Source organism: Anaerolineae bacterium, from assembly GCA_016931895.1.
GTDB lineage: Bacteria > Chloroflexota > Anaerolineae > 4572-78 > J111 > JAFGNV01.
In genome coordinates this window covers 19,407-35,184 of sequence record JAFGDY010000030.1, presented here as the reverse complement: position 1 = coordinate 35,184, position 15,778 = coordinate 19,407, and the positions used below count along the sequence as shown (strand labels likewise).

The following is a 15,778-nucleotide window of genomic DNA, read 5'->3' as shown; positions in this document are numbered from 1 at the left end:
TATACGTAAAGTTATTGATGATTGGGGGTGATAATTATTAACAGAGGACAATCAAGCAGACTTTTTATATTGTTGGCGATAGCTTTGTTGGGCCTGATCTGTATTGGTCTGGTAGGGTTGGGCGGCGCGGTTTATCTCATTCAGAATCGCCAGGCCGAGCAGGCGGCGATCCCAACGGCCACTATTTTTGTGCCTATCCCTACGCCCACCAATACGCCCACCGCTACCCCCACCCCCACCGCTACCCCTTTGCCAACTCCAACCAGTACCCCCGTTATCCTTCAGCCCGGACAGGAAGTGTCTACCGAAGCCAATCCACCTCAACAAGAAGCAACAGCAACCAGTGCCCCGGCAGAAGAATCACCTACAGAAGAACCGCCCACCGAGGAACCAATAGATGAATCTGAACCAACGCCAACCTCAATGCTGCCCACCGAGGAGGCCCTCGTCGAGATAACACCCACCAACACGCTGGTGATCCAAACGCCCACCCAGGAAATTACAATGACCGCCACCGTTCCCCTGGCGGCCATACCGGAAGGCGGCGGCGCGCTACCGGCCAATAATCATCATTATATAAGCTGGATGGGGGTTGCTTTATTGGCGCTGTTGCTGGTAGGGGTGTTCAACCATTTGAGATCATCCTCATCATCCTGACCTCATTTGATTTAAGGATAAAAAAAATGCGGCAGCTAAAAAGCTGTCGCATTTTTTCTTGCCGCAAACGCTTTCTACTGTTCGTCTTTCAAATAACGTCCAATAGTGGTCAGCAGCCGATTCAGATCAACCGGCTTGGTAAAATGCTCATTGGCGCCGGCCGCCAGGGCGCGTTCTTTATGTTTGGCGCTGGCCCAGGCAGAAATAGCAATAATTGGAATGTGGGCCGTTGTGTCTTCAGAACGAATGATTTTGATGGCCTCAAAGCCGTCCATCCGGGGCATGCGTAAATCCATCAAAATCAAATCCGGAAGCCAAGCTTTTGTCTTTTCAACGCCTTCCACCCCATCGCTGGCTACAGCCACTTCAAAACCATTGAGTTCAAGCATCTGAGCCAGGATGTCTCTTTGAGCAGGATGATCTTCAATATATAATACCTTTGACACAAATCGCTCCAATCGAGTGATTTACTTTTGCCTACATTATAGCGCAAAGCACAAATTTTCTCAAGACAACCGCCACAGTATATCAAGCAAAATTGCTACATATATACCCCAAAAACAGTATTTTTTAATCTTAATTTAATCTTTGTTTCATTTTTTTTTAATCTTTGACGAGTATAGTGTAGACACACTAAGTTAAGTAGTGTGAACCCTCCCTCCTAATGAAAAACCCGCGTTTGTGGCAGCGCGGGTTTTTCTCTTTTTTAACGTCCATCCTAAATTAGTTTAATTCATTTCCTAATTCAAAGCAAACTATTACTCACAAAATAACTATTGGTTTGACATTCTGCTCTCTCTGGCTACCATAGAGCCATTGGGGGAAACCGGACCAAAAATTCATCCAAATATTATCTGAGCGAGGATAAATGACAAACCAAACACCAAAAGTAGTGGTCGTAACCGGGGCCTCAACCGGCATAGGCCAAGCTTGCGCGCTACACCTGGACAAGCTAGGATTTTACGTTTTTGCCGGGGTCCGCAAACAAGCAGACGCCGAAGCTTTACGGCAACAAGCATCCAGCCGATTAATGCCGGTGTTTTTAGACGTAACCCAAAACAAGACCATTATCTCCACCGCAGAAGCCGTGCGTGATTTTGCCGGCCCGGCCGGTTTGGCCGGATTGGTCAATAATGCCGGCATTGCCGTGGGAGGGCCGCTTGAGTTTCTGTCTATTGAGGCCCTATGCCGGCAGATTGAGGTTAACGTGATTGGTCAAATTGCTGTAACCCAGGCCTTTTTGCCCCTGCTCCGCTTGGGCCGGGGCCGGATTATTAATATGGGGTCAATTAGCGGGCGGGGAGCGATGCCCTTTATGGGGCCTTACGCCGCTTCAAAATTCGCTCTCAGGGCGCTGACCGACTCGTTGCGGTTGGAACTTAGGCCCTGGAACATCCAGGTGTCGTTGATTGAACCGGGAGCCATTGACACGCCCATTTGGGAAAAATCGCTATCCGCCGCCGATGAATTAGCCAATGCCTGGCCGCCAGAAGTACACGACCTTTACGGCCAGGCAATGACCACCACTCGCCAGACCATTTTTAAGGCCGGCCAAAACGCCGTTTCTGTTGACGAGGTGGTGGGGGCGGTAACGCACGCGCTCACGGCCAAACAACCCAAAACTCGCTATCTGGTGGGACGAGGCACCAAGGTTATTGCGTTGGCAATTAAACTGCTGCCCGACCGCGTGCGCGACTGGTTTATATTAAAACAACGCAACGGCTAATCGGCTTGCTCGGCCAACCAGCGTTCGGCCTCAATGGCCGCCGCAGCTCCCATCCCCGCCGAGGTAATGGCCTGTCTGAAAACGGAGTCGGTGATTTCACCGGCCGCCCACACCCCTTCAACACTGGCACGCAAACGCCTATCGGTAACAATAAAGCCCTGTTCATCAATCTCAAGCTGGCCTTTGAACAAAGCCGAGTTGGGGATGTGGCCAATGGCAATAAATACGCCGTCGGTGGGGTGGGTCCAGGTTTCGCCTGTTTTTACGTTTTTTAATTCCAGGCCGGTTACGGCGGCCTCCCCTTTGATTCTGGTAACAACGGTATCCCAGATAAAGTTAATCTTTTCATTCTTTTTGGCCCTGGTTTGCAGAATAGGGCCGGCGCGGAGTTCGTCCCGGCGGTGAATGACCGTGACGCTGCGGGCAAACCTGGTCAAAAAGATGGCCTCTTCCAGGGCGCTGTCGCCGCCGCCTACCACCACAATGTCCCGCTCTCTAAAGAAAAACCCGTCACAGGTAGCGCAATAACTTACGCCGCGCCCGGTCAATTCTACCTCGCCCGGCACGTTTAATTTACGATACGATGCGCCGATGGTAATGATGAGGGATTTGGCATAATAATCGGCGCCGGGAGACGAAAGTTTAAAGGGACGTTGGCTCAAATCAGCCTGCTCAATGTAATCCATTTTTATTTCGGCGCCAAAACGCTCGGCCTGCTCTTTCATTACTGCCACCAATTCTGGGCCGGTAGCGCCGCTGAAGCCGGGATAATTTTCAACTTCGCTGGTGGTATTGATCTGCCCGCCAAATTCATTGCCGGTAATAACCAGCGGTTTCAACTCGGCCCGACCGGCATATAAGGCTGCGGCCAAACCACTGGGGCCAGAACCAAGAATGATGGTTTCACGGATGTCGTTGCTCATCTTAATCACCTTTTCCTTAATTAAAGGACACAGCCCAAATATTATTTCTTAATTTACTTATCTTTAGACGACAAAACAGGGCCAAAACTTACTTCTGGTCGATTTTAGGTTACGCCGAGGCACAGCCGAAGTGTCTTCCGGTTTCTAAACTTTTCAGGCTTCTACAAACGCACCTTTTTTACCTGCATCACCAGGTCAAGCTCGCGCAGCGTATCAAGCACGTCCTCCGGCACATCAGTATCTACCCCGATAAATGAAATGGCCCGGCCATAAGGCTCGTCGCGGCCGTAGCGCCAGATAGCAATATTAATCCCCTGCTGCCCCAACAACGTGCCTACCTGGCCGATGAAGCCGGGCCGGTCGTGATTGCTGACCACCAAAATAATGCCCTCCGGGCGCACGTCCACCCGATAGCCGTCAAATTGCACAATGCGCGGCTCATTGTGGTTGAACAAAGTGGCCTCCACGGTGTGACTACCCCCGGCCCACTTTACGCAACAGGAGATCAAATTTGGATAATCACTGGGGATATTGCTGGCCTGGGAAACAATGACGCCCCGCCGTTGGGCCAGGTGGGGGGCATTCACGTAATTCACCGTCTGATGCAGCACCGGCTCCAGCAAGCCTTTCAAAATGGCTACTGTTACCGGCTTGATATGCCCCTCCAACTCATCTCCCTTCACCCGAACCTCTACCCGTTCCACCGCATTGTCGGCCAACTGAGATTGCAAACTGCCCACGCGCTCGGCCAAGTTCAGGTAGGGCCGCAATATCCGCAATACACTCGCATCCTGCACCAACGGTAAATTCACCGCATTTCGATAATCCACCTCCCGCAGTGCGTCCAACATCTGATCCACAATCTGCGTGCCCACATCTCGCTGCGCCTCCTGTGTGCTTGCGGCCAGGTGGGGGGTAATCACTACATTGTCCAGGGCCAACAGGGGGCTATCCGCGGCCAGTGGCTCTTTGATAAACACATCCAGGGCTGCTCCGGCAATCTTTCCCCTCCGCAAACCCTCAACCAGGGCCGCCTCATCTATCAACGCTCCGCGCGCCGTGTTGACAATCCGCACCCCATCCTTCATTTTTTTAATTGCTGCCTCATCTATCAAGCCTGCCGTTTCCGCGGTGCTGGCCGCATGCAGGGTAATGAAGTCGGACCGGGCCAATAGCTCGTCTAACTCCACCGGCTCTACCTTCAACTCTTCCGCCACGTCATCCGCCAGGTAGGGGTCGTATGTGATCACCTTCATCCCAAAGGCGCGGCAGCGCAGCGCTACCCGCGCCCCAATTCGTCCCATGCCAATAATGCCCATTGTTTTCCGGTATAACTGCACGCCCACATAGCTCTTACGGTCCCATTCTCCCCCCTTCAATTTCCGGTATGCCTGCGGCAAATGCCGCACCAGGGCCAGCAACAGGGCCATGGTGTGTTCCGCTGTGGCGGTGGCATTGACTCCGGGGGTGTTCATCACCACCACTCCGCGCATGCTGGCGGCATCTACGTCTATGTTGTCTACGCCCATGCCGGCTCGACCCACCACCTTCAGCCTGTCGGCCGCGGCCAACACTGCCTCGGTGACCCGCACACTGCTGCGCACAATCAAACCATCATAATTCCCAATCCGCTCTGCCAAGCCCTCCGACGTTAAACCTTTTACAATATCAAATTCAACATCTTCCGCGCTCTCCAGCCGGGCCAATCCCTGCGGCGACAGGTCATCGGTAATCAATATTTTGTATGTCATTTTCCTCACTCCAAATAATTAATAATGGTCCGCTAATCCAAACTACTAATTTTGCCGGTAAAAAAAGAGGCGGCCACGCGCATGCTGTGTCCGCCATTGGATGGGTGCAAGTTTACCTCAATTAATTTATTTGAGCAATCTGTATGGGTCTTGCCTGGGGTGTTTCAATCCTTTTTCTAATTATTTTCACACCCAATTCAAATGATTTTGGGCTATAGTGAATAAAAAGGCCTTTGTCTCTAGCCAAATTTCCTATTTAATAGCTTCTCTCATTTTGATAGACTCTATCTAAGGAATTCAACCATCAAGTTGTAATCACTTTGTAACCAACCAGGCGCAATTTTCGTGATAAACTTTTAGTAGCAATTCAGAACATTAACAGCGGAGGGGCCAAACGTGTTCGTAGACCCATCAATCTTGCTATCCAGCCAGGCGATTGTTCCTTTAGGCATTACTTTGATTTACCTTGCGCTTTGCATTTTTTTATTTGTGCGGCGCAAATTAGACGACGCTATGGATGGCCTTTGCGCCGCCTATCTGTTTTTGAGCGCCCTGTGGAACGTTAATCTGGCGGCGGCAGTTGTCAATGCGCCGGCCATACCCGGCCTCAGTTGGACGCAGGTAGCCGGGTATGGGCTGGTTATTTTGGGCATGGTCTATTGGGCCTTTGCCCGCGCTTTTTTGCAACGTCCAGGCATAGCGTGGTGGGGCTGGGCTATGGGCCTGGCCGGTTTGGCCGCAATGATCAGCCTGGACCTGGGCTGGTTTGTTCTGCCGCCGTCGGCCCTGGCCTGGAGTTATGGCTGGCTTCAGCCCGCCAATCTCACTTTTACCCTCAGCATGGTATGGGCAGGCCTTTTTTTGGCCATCGCCATTGTCACCACCGAAGTGCAATATTTCCGCACCCAAAGCCCGGCCCATAAAAATAGAATCAGTTTTTTATTAATATCTATCGTGCTGTCGGCTGTAGGTTATGGCCTGTATTTGTCGCTGCTGGAACCTTTTTGGACGGCCGGTTTGATTATCGCCTGTTTAGGCGGAATTTTAACCATTTACATTGTGGTGGTTGAAGATTTGGTTGATTTAAGCACGGCCGTGCGCCATACCATCAGAATGTTGATTGTGGCCCTGGTTACGGTAACGGTTTACCTGGCCGGCATTTATCTGGTCAATATCTTCCTGGGCAACCTTCTGGCTTCTATGTTCTTGACCCGTTTTTTAGACCGGACTCTGTTGGTTGCCGCTGTTACAGCGGTGTTGCTGACCATTGTCTACGGCCCTATTCGCCAAATCAGTATCCGTTTGGCCAATCGCCTTCTTTTTGGCCAACATTATGATTACCAGGTGGTCATCCACAATTATAGCCAGGCCATTAGCAATATCCTGTACCTGAGCGAACTATCGGCGGTGGCTTTGACTCATATCGGCCAGGCCCTGGGCGTAGAAAACAGCACCCTTTTTATTCTGGATACGGAAAAAGACAACGTTTTTAACCTGCGTTCCGTGCCCCCAACCAGCAGCAACGGGTCACCCAAATTAATTTCTCTTTCAAAAAATACGCCCATTACCAACCGCCTGGTTATTGAACGCCAGGCGTTGGCCCAATATACCATTGATATTTCGCCTCAATTCAAAAACGCGCCCACCTCCGAATGTAAAGCCTTGCAGGCCCTGAAGGCGGAATGGTTTATCCCCATTCTCAAACAGGAAAGGCTCATTGGCCTGTTGGCCGTGGGCCTCAAACAATCAGGCCGGGCCTACAGCGTGCAAGACATTCGCCTGCTCACCACCCTGGCCGACCAAACCGCCCTGGCCCTGGAAAACGCCGCGCTATTTGACCGGCTGCAACGCAACCTGGAACAAACCACGCGCATGAAAAATTTAATGGACAACGTGTTTGACAGCATTGACAACGGCGTTATCACCACCGACATTGCCGGCAAGATCACGCTGTTCAATCGCGCCGCCGAAATCATTATGGCCACCCCCGCGCATCGCTGTATTGGTTTCTCCTACACCGACGTGCTACCCAATTTTGCCAAAACCATTCTGCCCAACCTGATCAAAAATGTAACCCACCGCGAAGACCATTACACCGATTACGAGATCACCTCAGAGTTGCCGGGCCGGGGGCAGGTTAACCTTAACATGAACTTGGCCCCCCTAAAAGATGCGCAAAATCAAACCCAGGGGGTCGCCATTGTGGTAGACGACCTGACCGAAACCAAACGACTGCGCGCCGTGCAAGATATGTTCCGCTGTTACGTATCGCCGGCCGTGGTTGACCGTCTGCCCTCAGACCCGGCAGACCTGAAACTGGGTGGAAATCGCCAGGAAGTGACCATCCTCTTTGCCGACATTCGCGGTTTTACCACTTTTAGCGAAAAATTGGCCCCGGAGGAATTGGTTGACGTTTTGAACCAGTACCTGTCAATGGCGGCTGCTTCAATTTTAATGTATGAAGGCACCCTGGATAAATTTATGGGCGACGCCGTTATGGGCATCTTCAACGCCCCCCTGCGCCAAGACGACCACGTTCTGCGGGCCGTACGCGCCGCCGCCGCCATGCAGCGCGCTATCAACGATTATCACCACAGCATTGGGGAAGAACGCGGCCTCACCTTTGGCATTGGTTTGCACGTGGGCGAAGCGGTGGTGGGCAACGTGGGCATGTCGGACCGGATGGACTACACCGCCATTGGCGACACCGTTAACCTGGCCAAACGTATTCAAGAAAATACTCCCGGCGGCAAAATATTGGTCAGCGAAGCGGTGTACCAGGCCACCAAGGCTTCAATCAACGCCGTCTTCTACCAGGAAATGAAAGTAAAAGGGCGCGAACAGCCGGTGAATACCTATGAGCTGCGCGCAATGTAGCCCTGGTTGGTTGACTCAAGGCCCCGGTTTCCTTATACTTAAGTCAATTCATCTCATTTTTTGGATAAGGTCCAATGTCACCTAACAAAAAAGCGTCAGAAACAGCCGATTACACTATTCTCATTGTAGACGACGAGGCCATAGCCCGAGACACCCTGGAAGGCCACCTGATAACCGAAGGCTACAACCTGACTTTGGTTAATAGTGGCTTTCAGGCCCTAAAACATCTTGAGAAAAATCACGCCGACCTTATTTTGTTAGATATTATGATGCCCCACATGGACGGCTTTGAGGTTTGCCAACGGATAAAGACAAATGAGCGCTGGCGGCACATTCCCGTTATTTTGTTTACGGCGTTTTGGGATGATGAGGTAGAGCAGCGCGGCACAGAAGTAGGGGCCGATGGCTTTTTACAAAAACCCATTAATGGCGTTAAATTAAGGTTGCTGATTCGCTCGATCTTGGAAATAGAATAACGGCTATTTTGACAAAGAGCGACGATGCTTCATTCTTCTCAGACAACTTCTAACGTATTCCTCTCTCAAGGGTGTGCCCGACATTTTAGGAGGACCGGGGGGTGTGGGGGACGTCCCCCTAATTCCCCCCTCGGCGCTTTCCAAAAATTTTGGACGCACCCCTCTCTCAATTAATTCTTCCCAACCTCGACCATCTGTGCTAAAATGAGATAGCATAAATCCCAAAGGTGGTCTTGATGCCCATTACTTACCTCACCGGCCCGGCCGGCGCGGGCAAAACAACCTATGCCGCGGCCCAACTGCGCCAACTGTTGACCGGCCACGTTCCGGCCAATAACATCCTGGTGCTGGTGCCGCAACAAACACTGGCCGAACCCTATCGCGCTTTGTTTCGCGACTCGTCCCTGCCGGGGAGCGGGATGGTAGACATTTTGACCATGAACGGCCTAGCTCTGCGCACCATTGACCTCTTTTGGCCGCTGGGCGCCACTGCCGCCGGTTTTGGCCGCCCGCATGAGCGACCCGTTTTCCTGAATATTGAACAGGCCCAATACTATCTCCGGCAGGCCATTGAGCCGCTGCTTGAACAGGGCTATTTTGATCCTAACGTTGTGCCCGTCACCATCTCCCTGCCTCGCCTGGTCAGCCAAATCTTGGATAACCTGAACAAAGCGGCCCTGATTGGTCTATCCCATACCGAGGTTGGCCAGCGCCTGGCCGCCTCCCTCACCCTGGAACCCGGCAGCCGCGTGGCCCTGGAACACACCCAGGCTTGCGTCAACCGGTTCCGCGAATTTTGCCTGGCCCGCAACCTGCTCGATTTTTCGCTACGGATCGAAACCTTTTACCAACATCTCTGGCCGGTACCTGGCGTGCAACAATACCTCACCAACCGCTATCGCCATTTAATTATTGACAATGTTGAAGAGGACACGCCCTTTGCCCACACCATTTTGCGCCAATGGCTGCCCCACACCGAGTCGGCTCTCCTGGTCAACGATGAAGACGCCGGTTATCGCATTTTTCTGGGCGCCAACTGGCGCACCGCCCGGGACCTGTCCAACCTGAGTAACGAGACAATCTCAATGAATGAATCCCACGTCGCTCCCGCCGACATGCTGGCCTTTGGCGAGCGCATCAACCAAATCTTGCAAAGGCAGCCAAACAAATCAACAACTCACAATTCACAATTCACAATTCACAATTCACAATTCACAATTAATCATTCTGCCGACCCTCGCCAGGCCATCACGTTTGAACAACACCGTTTCTACCCCAATATGATTGACCAGGTGGTCCAGCGCATTGCCAGCCTGCTGGCCCAGGGAGTGCCCCCCAACCAGATTGTGGTGCTGGCCCCCTTTGTCAGCGATGCCCTGCGTTTTGCCTTTGTCCACCGCATGAAACAACGCGGCCTGCCCGCCCGCTCCCACCGGCCCTCCCGCCCCCTCAACGAGGAACCGGCGGCCAAAACAATGCTCACCCTGGCCCGGCTGGCCTTCCCCGGCTGGCGCATGCTGCCCGAACCCTTTGACGTGGCCCAGGCCCTGCATCAGGCCATTGCCGATTTGGATTTAGTGCGGGCCAACTTACTGACGCAAGTGGTTTACCGCCAATATGCCCCGCCAACCTCACCCTACCTGACCTCCTTTGACCAGATTGAGGGAGATGTGCGCGAGCGGATTTCCTACCAAGCCGGGCATCGTTTTGACCTTTTACGCGCCTGGCTGCTGCGGGTCGAGCCGACCGCTCCCCCGGTGCTGGATTACTTTTTCGGCCGTCTTTTTGAGGAAGTGTTGGCCCAGCCCGGTTTTGGCTTCCACGGCCAGCAAGAGGCCGGGGAGATTGCGGCCCATCTTATTGATTCGGCCCGTAAATTCCGCCGGGTGGCTGAAAGAATAGCCATCAATGTCTACACGAATGAAGTGGGCGTTGTCCAGGAGGTCAGGCTGCCCAACACCAACGAGTTGAATCGCGCCTACCTTGACCTGATCGAACAGGGCATGCTGGCGGCCCAATACCTGCGCGGTGGAGACCCTACCCCGGAAGAAGCGGTTCTCATCACGCCGGCCACCACCTTTCTGATGAGCAATCGCCCGGTGGATTACCAATTCTGGCTCGACGCAGGCAGTAGCGGTTGGTGGGAGCGCATCTCCCAACCCCTCACCCATCCCTACATCCTGGCCGCCGATTGGGAGCCGGGCCGCCCCTGGACCGACGCCGACGAAGTGACCACCCAACGCGACCGGCTCTCCCGCCTGGTGTTGGGCCTGACCCGGCGCTGCCGCAAACACATCTACATTATCAACGCCGAAATCGGTGAGCAGGGCTATGAGCAACGGGGACAGTTGTTGATGGCTTTGCAGCAGATGTTGAGGCAAATGCAGCGAGAAGAGGAAGAAGAAAAGAGAGGGTAGAATTAGGAGCATCTGATGACGATCAAAGAAAATGAAGAAATTCTGGACCTTTTTTCAGAAAAAATGAGAGAGGAATTAGGTAGCCACCTCAAAGAAATTATCCTCTTTGGTTCCAGAGCCAGGGGAGATTTTGCGCCCGACTCTGATTACGACTGCTTGTTGGTAATGGACAAAATACCGCCGGAAACGGAAAACATCATTAGCGACATTACCGGTGAGTTTCTATACCAATACGATGCCTTATTCTTCATTCTTCCTATCCCAGAGAAAACCTATCTTCGCCAAAAATTCGACCCATTTCTGATGAATATCCGTAAAGAAGGAATTTCGCTATGGGCAAACAAAACGAATTGACACCCATCGCGCCTATTAACTCAAGCTGAGAAACTACCTCAACGTCAGGTAAATTTATGGTATAATGGCACACAAATTCTATCGAAATGTTGTTTTAAGAAGTTAATTTTTATCTCTGGCAACCTGTCAGAAATTTTCTAGAGAAGACTCTCAATCAATGTAAAAGGTGATTTCATGGCTACAATTGCGGTTAAAGACAAATATGCTGAAGTACTAACTACTTTGGGAGATCTGCAAACGGCGGTTGATTTGGCTCTACAACGCTACACAATCGAACAAATCACGACCAAAATAGATGAACTCAAACGACGAGAAGCAATCTACCAGGATAAATATGGCCTAGAGTATCCAACTTTTGCCCAAAGCATTTCTAAAGATGAAACATTCATCAACCACATAGAAACGAATGTGAGTAAACAGTGGGAAATCGATCTGGCCGATTGGGAATTTTGCCACAAGGGAATTAAAGATTGGACGCAGCAATTACAGACGCTTTTACTAACATAATCACGCTGGCTGAGTCAACATTTGAGCAAGTCGAGTATGTGACTGATTTTACCCCTAAACGGGCCATTTTGCGTCTTCAGGCCAAATACGATGTATATCGCATATTCGTTACCGAACTGTTTAGTGATGAATTGCGAAAATACCGATACTATATTTTACGCGGAGATTGGGTTGAGGCTGGCTTCGACAATGAGCCTGACCCACGCGCCATTCGGCTAAAGTATGGCCAGATTGGGGCAGAACATGCTGGTGAACACGTACCGCATCTCCATCAGAACAATAAAACTCTATTATCTCTGACTAATGAAATAACTTTTGCAGCCTTTGTGGATTGGCTGAAAATAAATATTCAGTTGCACTAAATTATGTTCCATTCTTAAACCTGCGGGAGGGTAATCGGCTCAAATGTCGGGTAGTGAGAAAGAAAAACAATCTTGTATGGTATAATCTCGTGTACAAACAATTAAATGCCCAAGTGAGTATACAGACAGAGAGGCTTAAATGAGCGAACTAACACTGGTTTCCGCACATCAGCATCCCTTAAAACCTCTAGTTGAAGCGGCGCTGGCCAATGAATTACGTTTACTGGAAGCAAGTATCAGACGAACAGAAGATCGACTCCACAAATTCGAAACCAAATACGAATTACTGACAGATGAATTTATCCGCCGCTTTGAGAATGATGAACTTGAAGAAACGTTAGAACTTGCTGAATGGATTGGTGAATATCGACTTCTAAACCGGTTGCGAGAAAAGGCAGAGACATTGCGAGGAATCAAATTTGCGAATTGAAACCTACTTCCAGCAGTTACAGGATACCATTGAGTCTTGCCTTGTCGTCCAATCGTCCAACATCACCTATGATAAACGAACCACCCACGAAGGCTTTATTCACGGTGAGCTTTATTTTGTAGATGGTTCAATCTTACACCTGCGAGAATTCCTTGATGTTGAAACCACCATTGACCGTTTGATGTATGTCTATCATTACATGGATGCTACCAATAAACTGATTTTTCGCTATGACAACACGGGGCATCATCGGAAATTGAATCTTCCTACCTATCCTCATCACAAACACGAGGGACACGAAGATAATATTATTGCTTCATCTGCGTCTGATTTGGCAACTGTACTGAACGAAATTGAGCAGCTAGTTCAATTGCCATAGAAAATGACCCAACCAACCTTCAGCCCACGCCCCTCCCAACAAAAAATTCTCGACACGCTGCTCACCGCCAATGGCCCGGTGCGGCTGGGAGTGTCGGCGGTGCCAGGGAGCGGTAAAACGCATATCCTCTCCTTTCTGGCCTCGGAACTGGTGCAGCGGGTTGAGGACGACCAGGAAGTGCTCATCGTCACCCTGGTCAACGCGGCCGTGGATAACTTCCGCCGCCGGGTAGACGGTTTTGTGCGCCAAAAAGGGCTGCTGCCCGGTTTCAACTACCGCGTCTGCACCCTGCACTCCCTGGCCCACGAAATTGTCCAGCAGCGGCCTTCGTTGGTGGGGCTTAGCCAGGATTTTGCCATTGTGGACGATCACACCGCCCAACTCATTTTGCGCGAGGTGGTGGATAGCTGGCTGGCCGCCAACACCGGCCTTATCCAGGATTATTTACTCTCAGACATCAACCTGGAGCCGCTCCTGCGCCACGACTTGCCCAACCTGGTGCTGACCATTGCCCAAAACTTTATCAAACGGGCCAAAGACCGGCAGCTTGCCCCCCACCAACTGGCCGACGCCTACCGCCGCCAAAATGAAACCCTGCCCCTGGCCCGGTTGGGCCTGGATATCTACCGCGACTACCAGAACCGGCTGGCCCGCACCGGCGTTGACTTTGACGATTTGATCCGCCTGGCCGCCCAAGCTATTGAGTTGGACCCCGCCTACCTGGCCCGTCTTCAACAACGCTGGCCCTACCTGCTGGAAGACGAAGCCCAGGACAGCAGCCTGCTGCAACAGCAGATCCTGGAAACATTGGCGGGCCGCACCGGCACGTGGGTGCGGGTAGGCGATCCCAACCAGGCCATCTACGAAACCTTCACCACCGCCGACCCGGCCCATTTGCGCGGCTTTTTGCAGCGAGACGGCGTAATTGACCTGCCCATGCCGGAATCGGGTCGTTCATCAGCCAGCATTATCCAACTGGCCAACTATCTCATTGATTGGACCATGGCCGAACATCCCCGCCCGGAAATCCAAAATGCCCTGAGCCTGCCGCACATCCAACCTACTCCGCCCAACGACCCCCAACCCAACCCGCCCGATCACCCCCACCAGATTCACTTTCGCCCCGAAAAATATCTCCCCCCGCAAGAAATCCAGGCCGTCGTGCGTTCGGTCAAACAGTGGCTCAAGGAAAACCCCACCAAAACCGTGGCCGTGCTGGATGCCCGCAACAAACGCGGCGTGGACATGGCCAATGCCCTGCGCCGGGCCAACGTGCCCTACGTGGAACTGCTCAACAGCACCGCCGCCACCCGCAGCACCGCCGGGGTGTTGGGCAACGTGCTCAAATACCTGGCCCGCCCCACCGACTCTCGCCAGTTAGCCACCGTGTTTCGCGTGTGGAAGCGGCACGACTGGGACCTGGAAGACCTCCAGCCCATTTTTGAGTGGGTCGAAAAGGCCATCCAAAACTGCGGCCGGTTGGAGGATTATCTGTGGCCCCGGCCTGGCCAGGATTGGCTGGATGAACTTGGAACAGATGAATTAGTCCGACAGGTGGAGGGGTTAGCAAATCAGCGAGACGGCGAAGCAGCCGATACCGACGAGAATCAAGAGTCTCATTCACAATTCACCATTCACCATTCACCACTCACAATTTTAACAGAATTTCGCGCTCTTGTTCGCCGTTGGCAGGCCGCCGCCATCCTCCCCATTGACCAGCTCATCCTGCTGCTGGCCCAGGATTTGTTCGACCATCCCGCCGACCTGGCCCTGGCCCACAAATTTGCCGTAGTACTGCGCCGGATGGCCGCAGAATATCCAGATTATCGCCTGCCCGAATTTGTGGAAAGCCTGGCCGAAATTGCCCGCAACCAGCGCCGTTTTTTGGGCTTTGATGAAGACGCGCTGGGCTTTGAGCCGCCGCCGGGCAAGGTCACGGTTTCCACCATGCATCGGGCCAAAGGCCTGGAGTGGGACCGGGTTTACCTGATGGGGCTAAACAACTACAGTTTTCCCTCCGGCGAGCCGCAAGACACTTACTTTTCTGAAAAGTGGTTTGTGCGCGATTCGCTCAACCTGGAAGCCGAAATCCTGGCCCAATTGGAGACGCTGGTTGATCAGGAAAGTTACGTTGAGGGCATGGCCACCGAACAAGCTCGCCTGGACCTGGTTCGGGAACGGCTGCGGCTCTTTTTTGTCGGCTTAACCCGGGCCAAGCAGGAATTGGTGGTCACCTGGAATAGAGGCCAGCAGTATCAAAACAAACCGGACAACCAACCGGCCATCCCGTTTGTGGCCTTGCAAACATGGTGGGCAGAAACTCAAAAAAAGGCATAAACTTAAAATTCTCACCTTGCGCAACACGCGCGGCTGTTTTGGGCCTGTCGGCATTTTTTATCAGTGGCGGGGAGTTTTCCTTTTTATTGGTTGTGTAGTATCCTTTCAATAATTTGGGAAAGGAAACCGCCCTTGTAGGAGGTAAAAATGTTTTGGTTATTTCTTGGTTTAACAATTTTGAGCATCATCATTTTAATTGCCGGCATGGTCTGGACACTGGCAACCAGTGGTCAAACCCAACGGCGCAACAAGGAAGAGGTCGGCAAAAAAATGGTAGCCGATATGATGAGAGATGACTTAACAAAAAACGAGGTAATTCTGGGCACAGATTTCAAAGGAAAAGCAACAGGCCTAAAAAGCGAAGCCACGTTCAGTTTTGCCGACATCAAGGCAGCGGTTCAAGCAGGTCAATGGCAATCGGTGTTACCCATTCTCCTGGCCCTCGGCGGCATGTTGGGGCTATTCTTGTTTGGCCCTATGGCCTTGTGGTTTGGCATCGAAAGCAAATTGGTTGCGGGTCTCCTCATGGTTGTGGCTCTTTACGCTATTATTCGCACCATTATTAGTTTTGCCCGCGCTTGA

14 protein-coding genes and 1 pseudogene are annotated in these 15,778 nt (G+C 52.0%); 12 read left to right on the top strand and 3 right to left on the bottom strand.

All coding sequences use genetic code 11. From position 1 onward, the window contains the following. Positions 1-192 precede the first annotated feature (192 nt). Positions 193-273: pseudogene (locus JW953_02530) on the top strand (energy transducer TonB). A gap of 458 nt (positions 274-731) precedes the next feature. Here the strand turns inward: JW953_02530 and JW953_02525 are convergent. Next, on the bottom strand, positions 732-1,103 hold the full coding sequence (locus JW953_02525) for a response regulator (protein MBN1991551.1): 372 nt from the start codon (positions 1,101-1,103) through the stop codon (positions 732-734). Between the two features lie 422 nt (positions 1,104-1,525). Here JW953_02525 and JW953_02520 point away from each other — a divergent pair, with 422 nt between their 5' ends. Then, a complete protein-coding gene (locus tag JW953_02520) occupies positions 1,526-2,383 on the top strand; it encodes an SDR family oxidoreductase (protein ID MBN1991550.1) in 858 nt (285 codons plus the stop codon). Here the strand turns inward: JW953_02520 and trxB are convergent. After that, complete coding sequence (gene trxB, locus JW953_02515; protein MBN1991549.1) at positions 2,380-3,306, bottom strand: thioredoxin-disulfide reductase; 927 nt, start codon at positions 3,304-3,306, stop codon at positions 2,380-2,382. The genes JW953_02520 and trxB overlap by 4 nt on opposite strands. A 161-nt stretch (positions 3,307-3,467) precedes the next feature. Then, complete coding sequence (locus tag JW953_02510; protein ID MBN1991548.1) at positions 3,468-5,057, bottom strand: phosphoglycerate dehydrogenase; 1,590 nt, start codon at positions 5,055-5,057, stop codon at positions 3,468-3,470. Between the two features lie 396 nt (positions 5,058-5,453). Between JW953_02510 and JW953_02505 the strand changes: the two genes are divergently transcribed. The 10 genes from JW953_02505 (at position 5,454) to JW953_02460 (ending at position 15,778) form a co-directional block, all read left to right on the top strand. Beyond that, positions 5,454-7,934, top strand: coding sequence for a PAS domain-containing protein (locus JW953_02505; protein MBN1991547.1), 2,481 nt, complete (start codon positions 5,454-5,456; stop codon positions 7,932-7,934). Positions 7,935-8,008: 74 nt separating this feature from the next. Next, positions 8,009-8,410, top strand: coding sequence for a response regulator (locus JW953_02500; GenBank protein ID MBN1991546.1), 402 nt, complete (start codon positions 8,009-8,011; stop codon positions 8,408-8,410). Positions 8,411-8,646: 236 nt separating this feature from the next. Then, entirely contained in the window at positions 8,647-10,827 is a 2,181-nt protein-coding gene (locus JW953_02495) for a hypothetical protein (protein ID MBN1991545.1), read from the top strand. Between the two features lie 15 nt (positions 10,828-10,842). Then, positions 10,843-11,181, top strand: coding sequence for a nucleotidyltransferase domain-containing protein (locus JW953_02490; protein ID MBN1991544.1), 339 nt, complete (start codon positions 10,843-10,845; stop codon positions 11,179-11,181). 174 nt (positions 11,182-11,355) lie between these two features. After that, positions 11,356-11,688, top strand: coding sequence for a hypothetical protein (locus JW953_02485; GenBank protein ID MBN1991543.1), 333 nt, complete (start codon positions 11,356-11,358; stop codon positions 11,686-11,688). Next, entirely contained in the window at positions 11,652-12,050 is a 399-nt protein-coding gene (locus JW953_02480) for a hypothetical protein (protein ID MBN1991542.1), read from the top strand. The genes JW953_02485 and JW953_02480 overlap by 37 nt, the downstream gene beginning before the upstream one ends. A gap of 139 nt (positions 12,051-12,189) precedes the next feature. Beyond that, entirely contained in the window at positions 12,190-12,480 is a 291-nt protein-coding gene (locus tag JW953_02475; protein MBN1991541.1) for a hypothetical protein, read from the top strand. Beyond that, positions 12,470-12,859, top strand: coding sequence for a hypothetical protein (locus JW953_02470; protein MBN1991540.1), 390 nt, complete (start codon positions 12,470-12,472; stop codon positions 12,857-12,859). Before JW953_02475 ends, JW953_02470 begins: the two co-directional genes overlap by 11 nt. Positions 12,860-12,862: 3 nt before the next feature. Beyond that, on the top strand, positions 12,863-15,196 hold the full coding sequence (locus tag JW953_02465) for an ATP-dependent helicase (GenBank protein ID MBN1991539.1): 2,334 nt from the start codon (positions 12,863-12,865) through the stop codon (positions 15,194-15,196). A 147-nt stretch (positions 15,197-15,343) separates the two neighbouring features. Beyond that, positions 15,344-15,778, top strand: a complete 435-nt coding sequence (locus tag JW953_02460; protein MBN1991538.1) for a hypothetical protein — start codon at positions 15,344-15,346, stop codon at positions 15,776-15,778.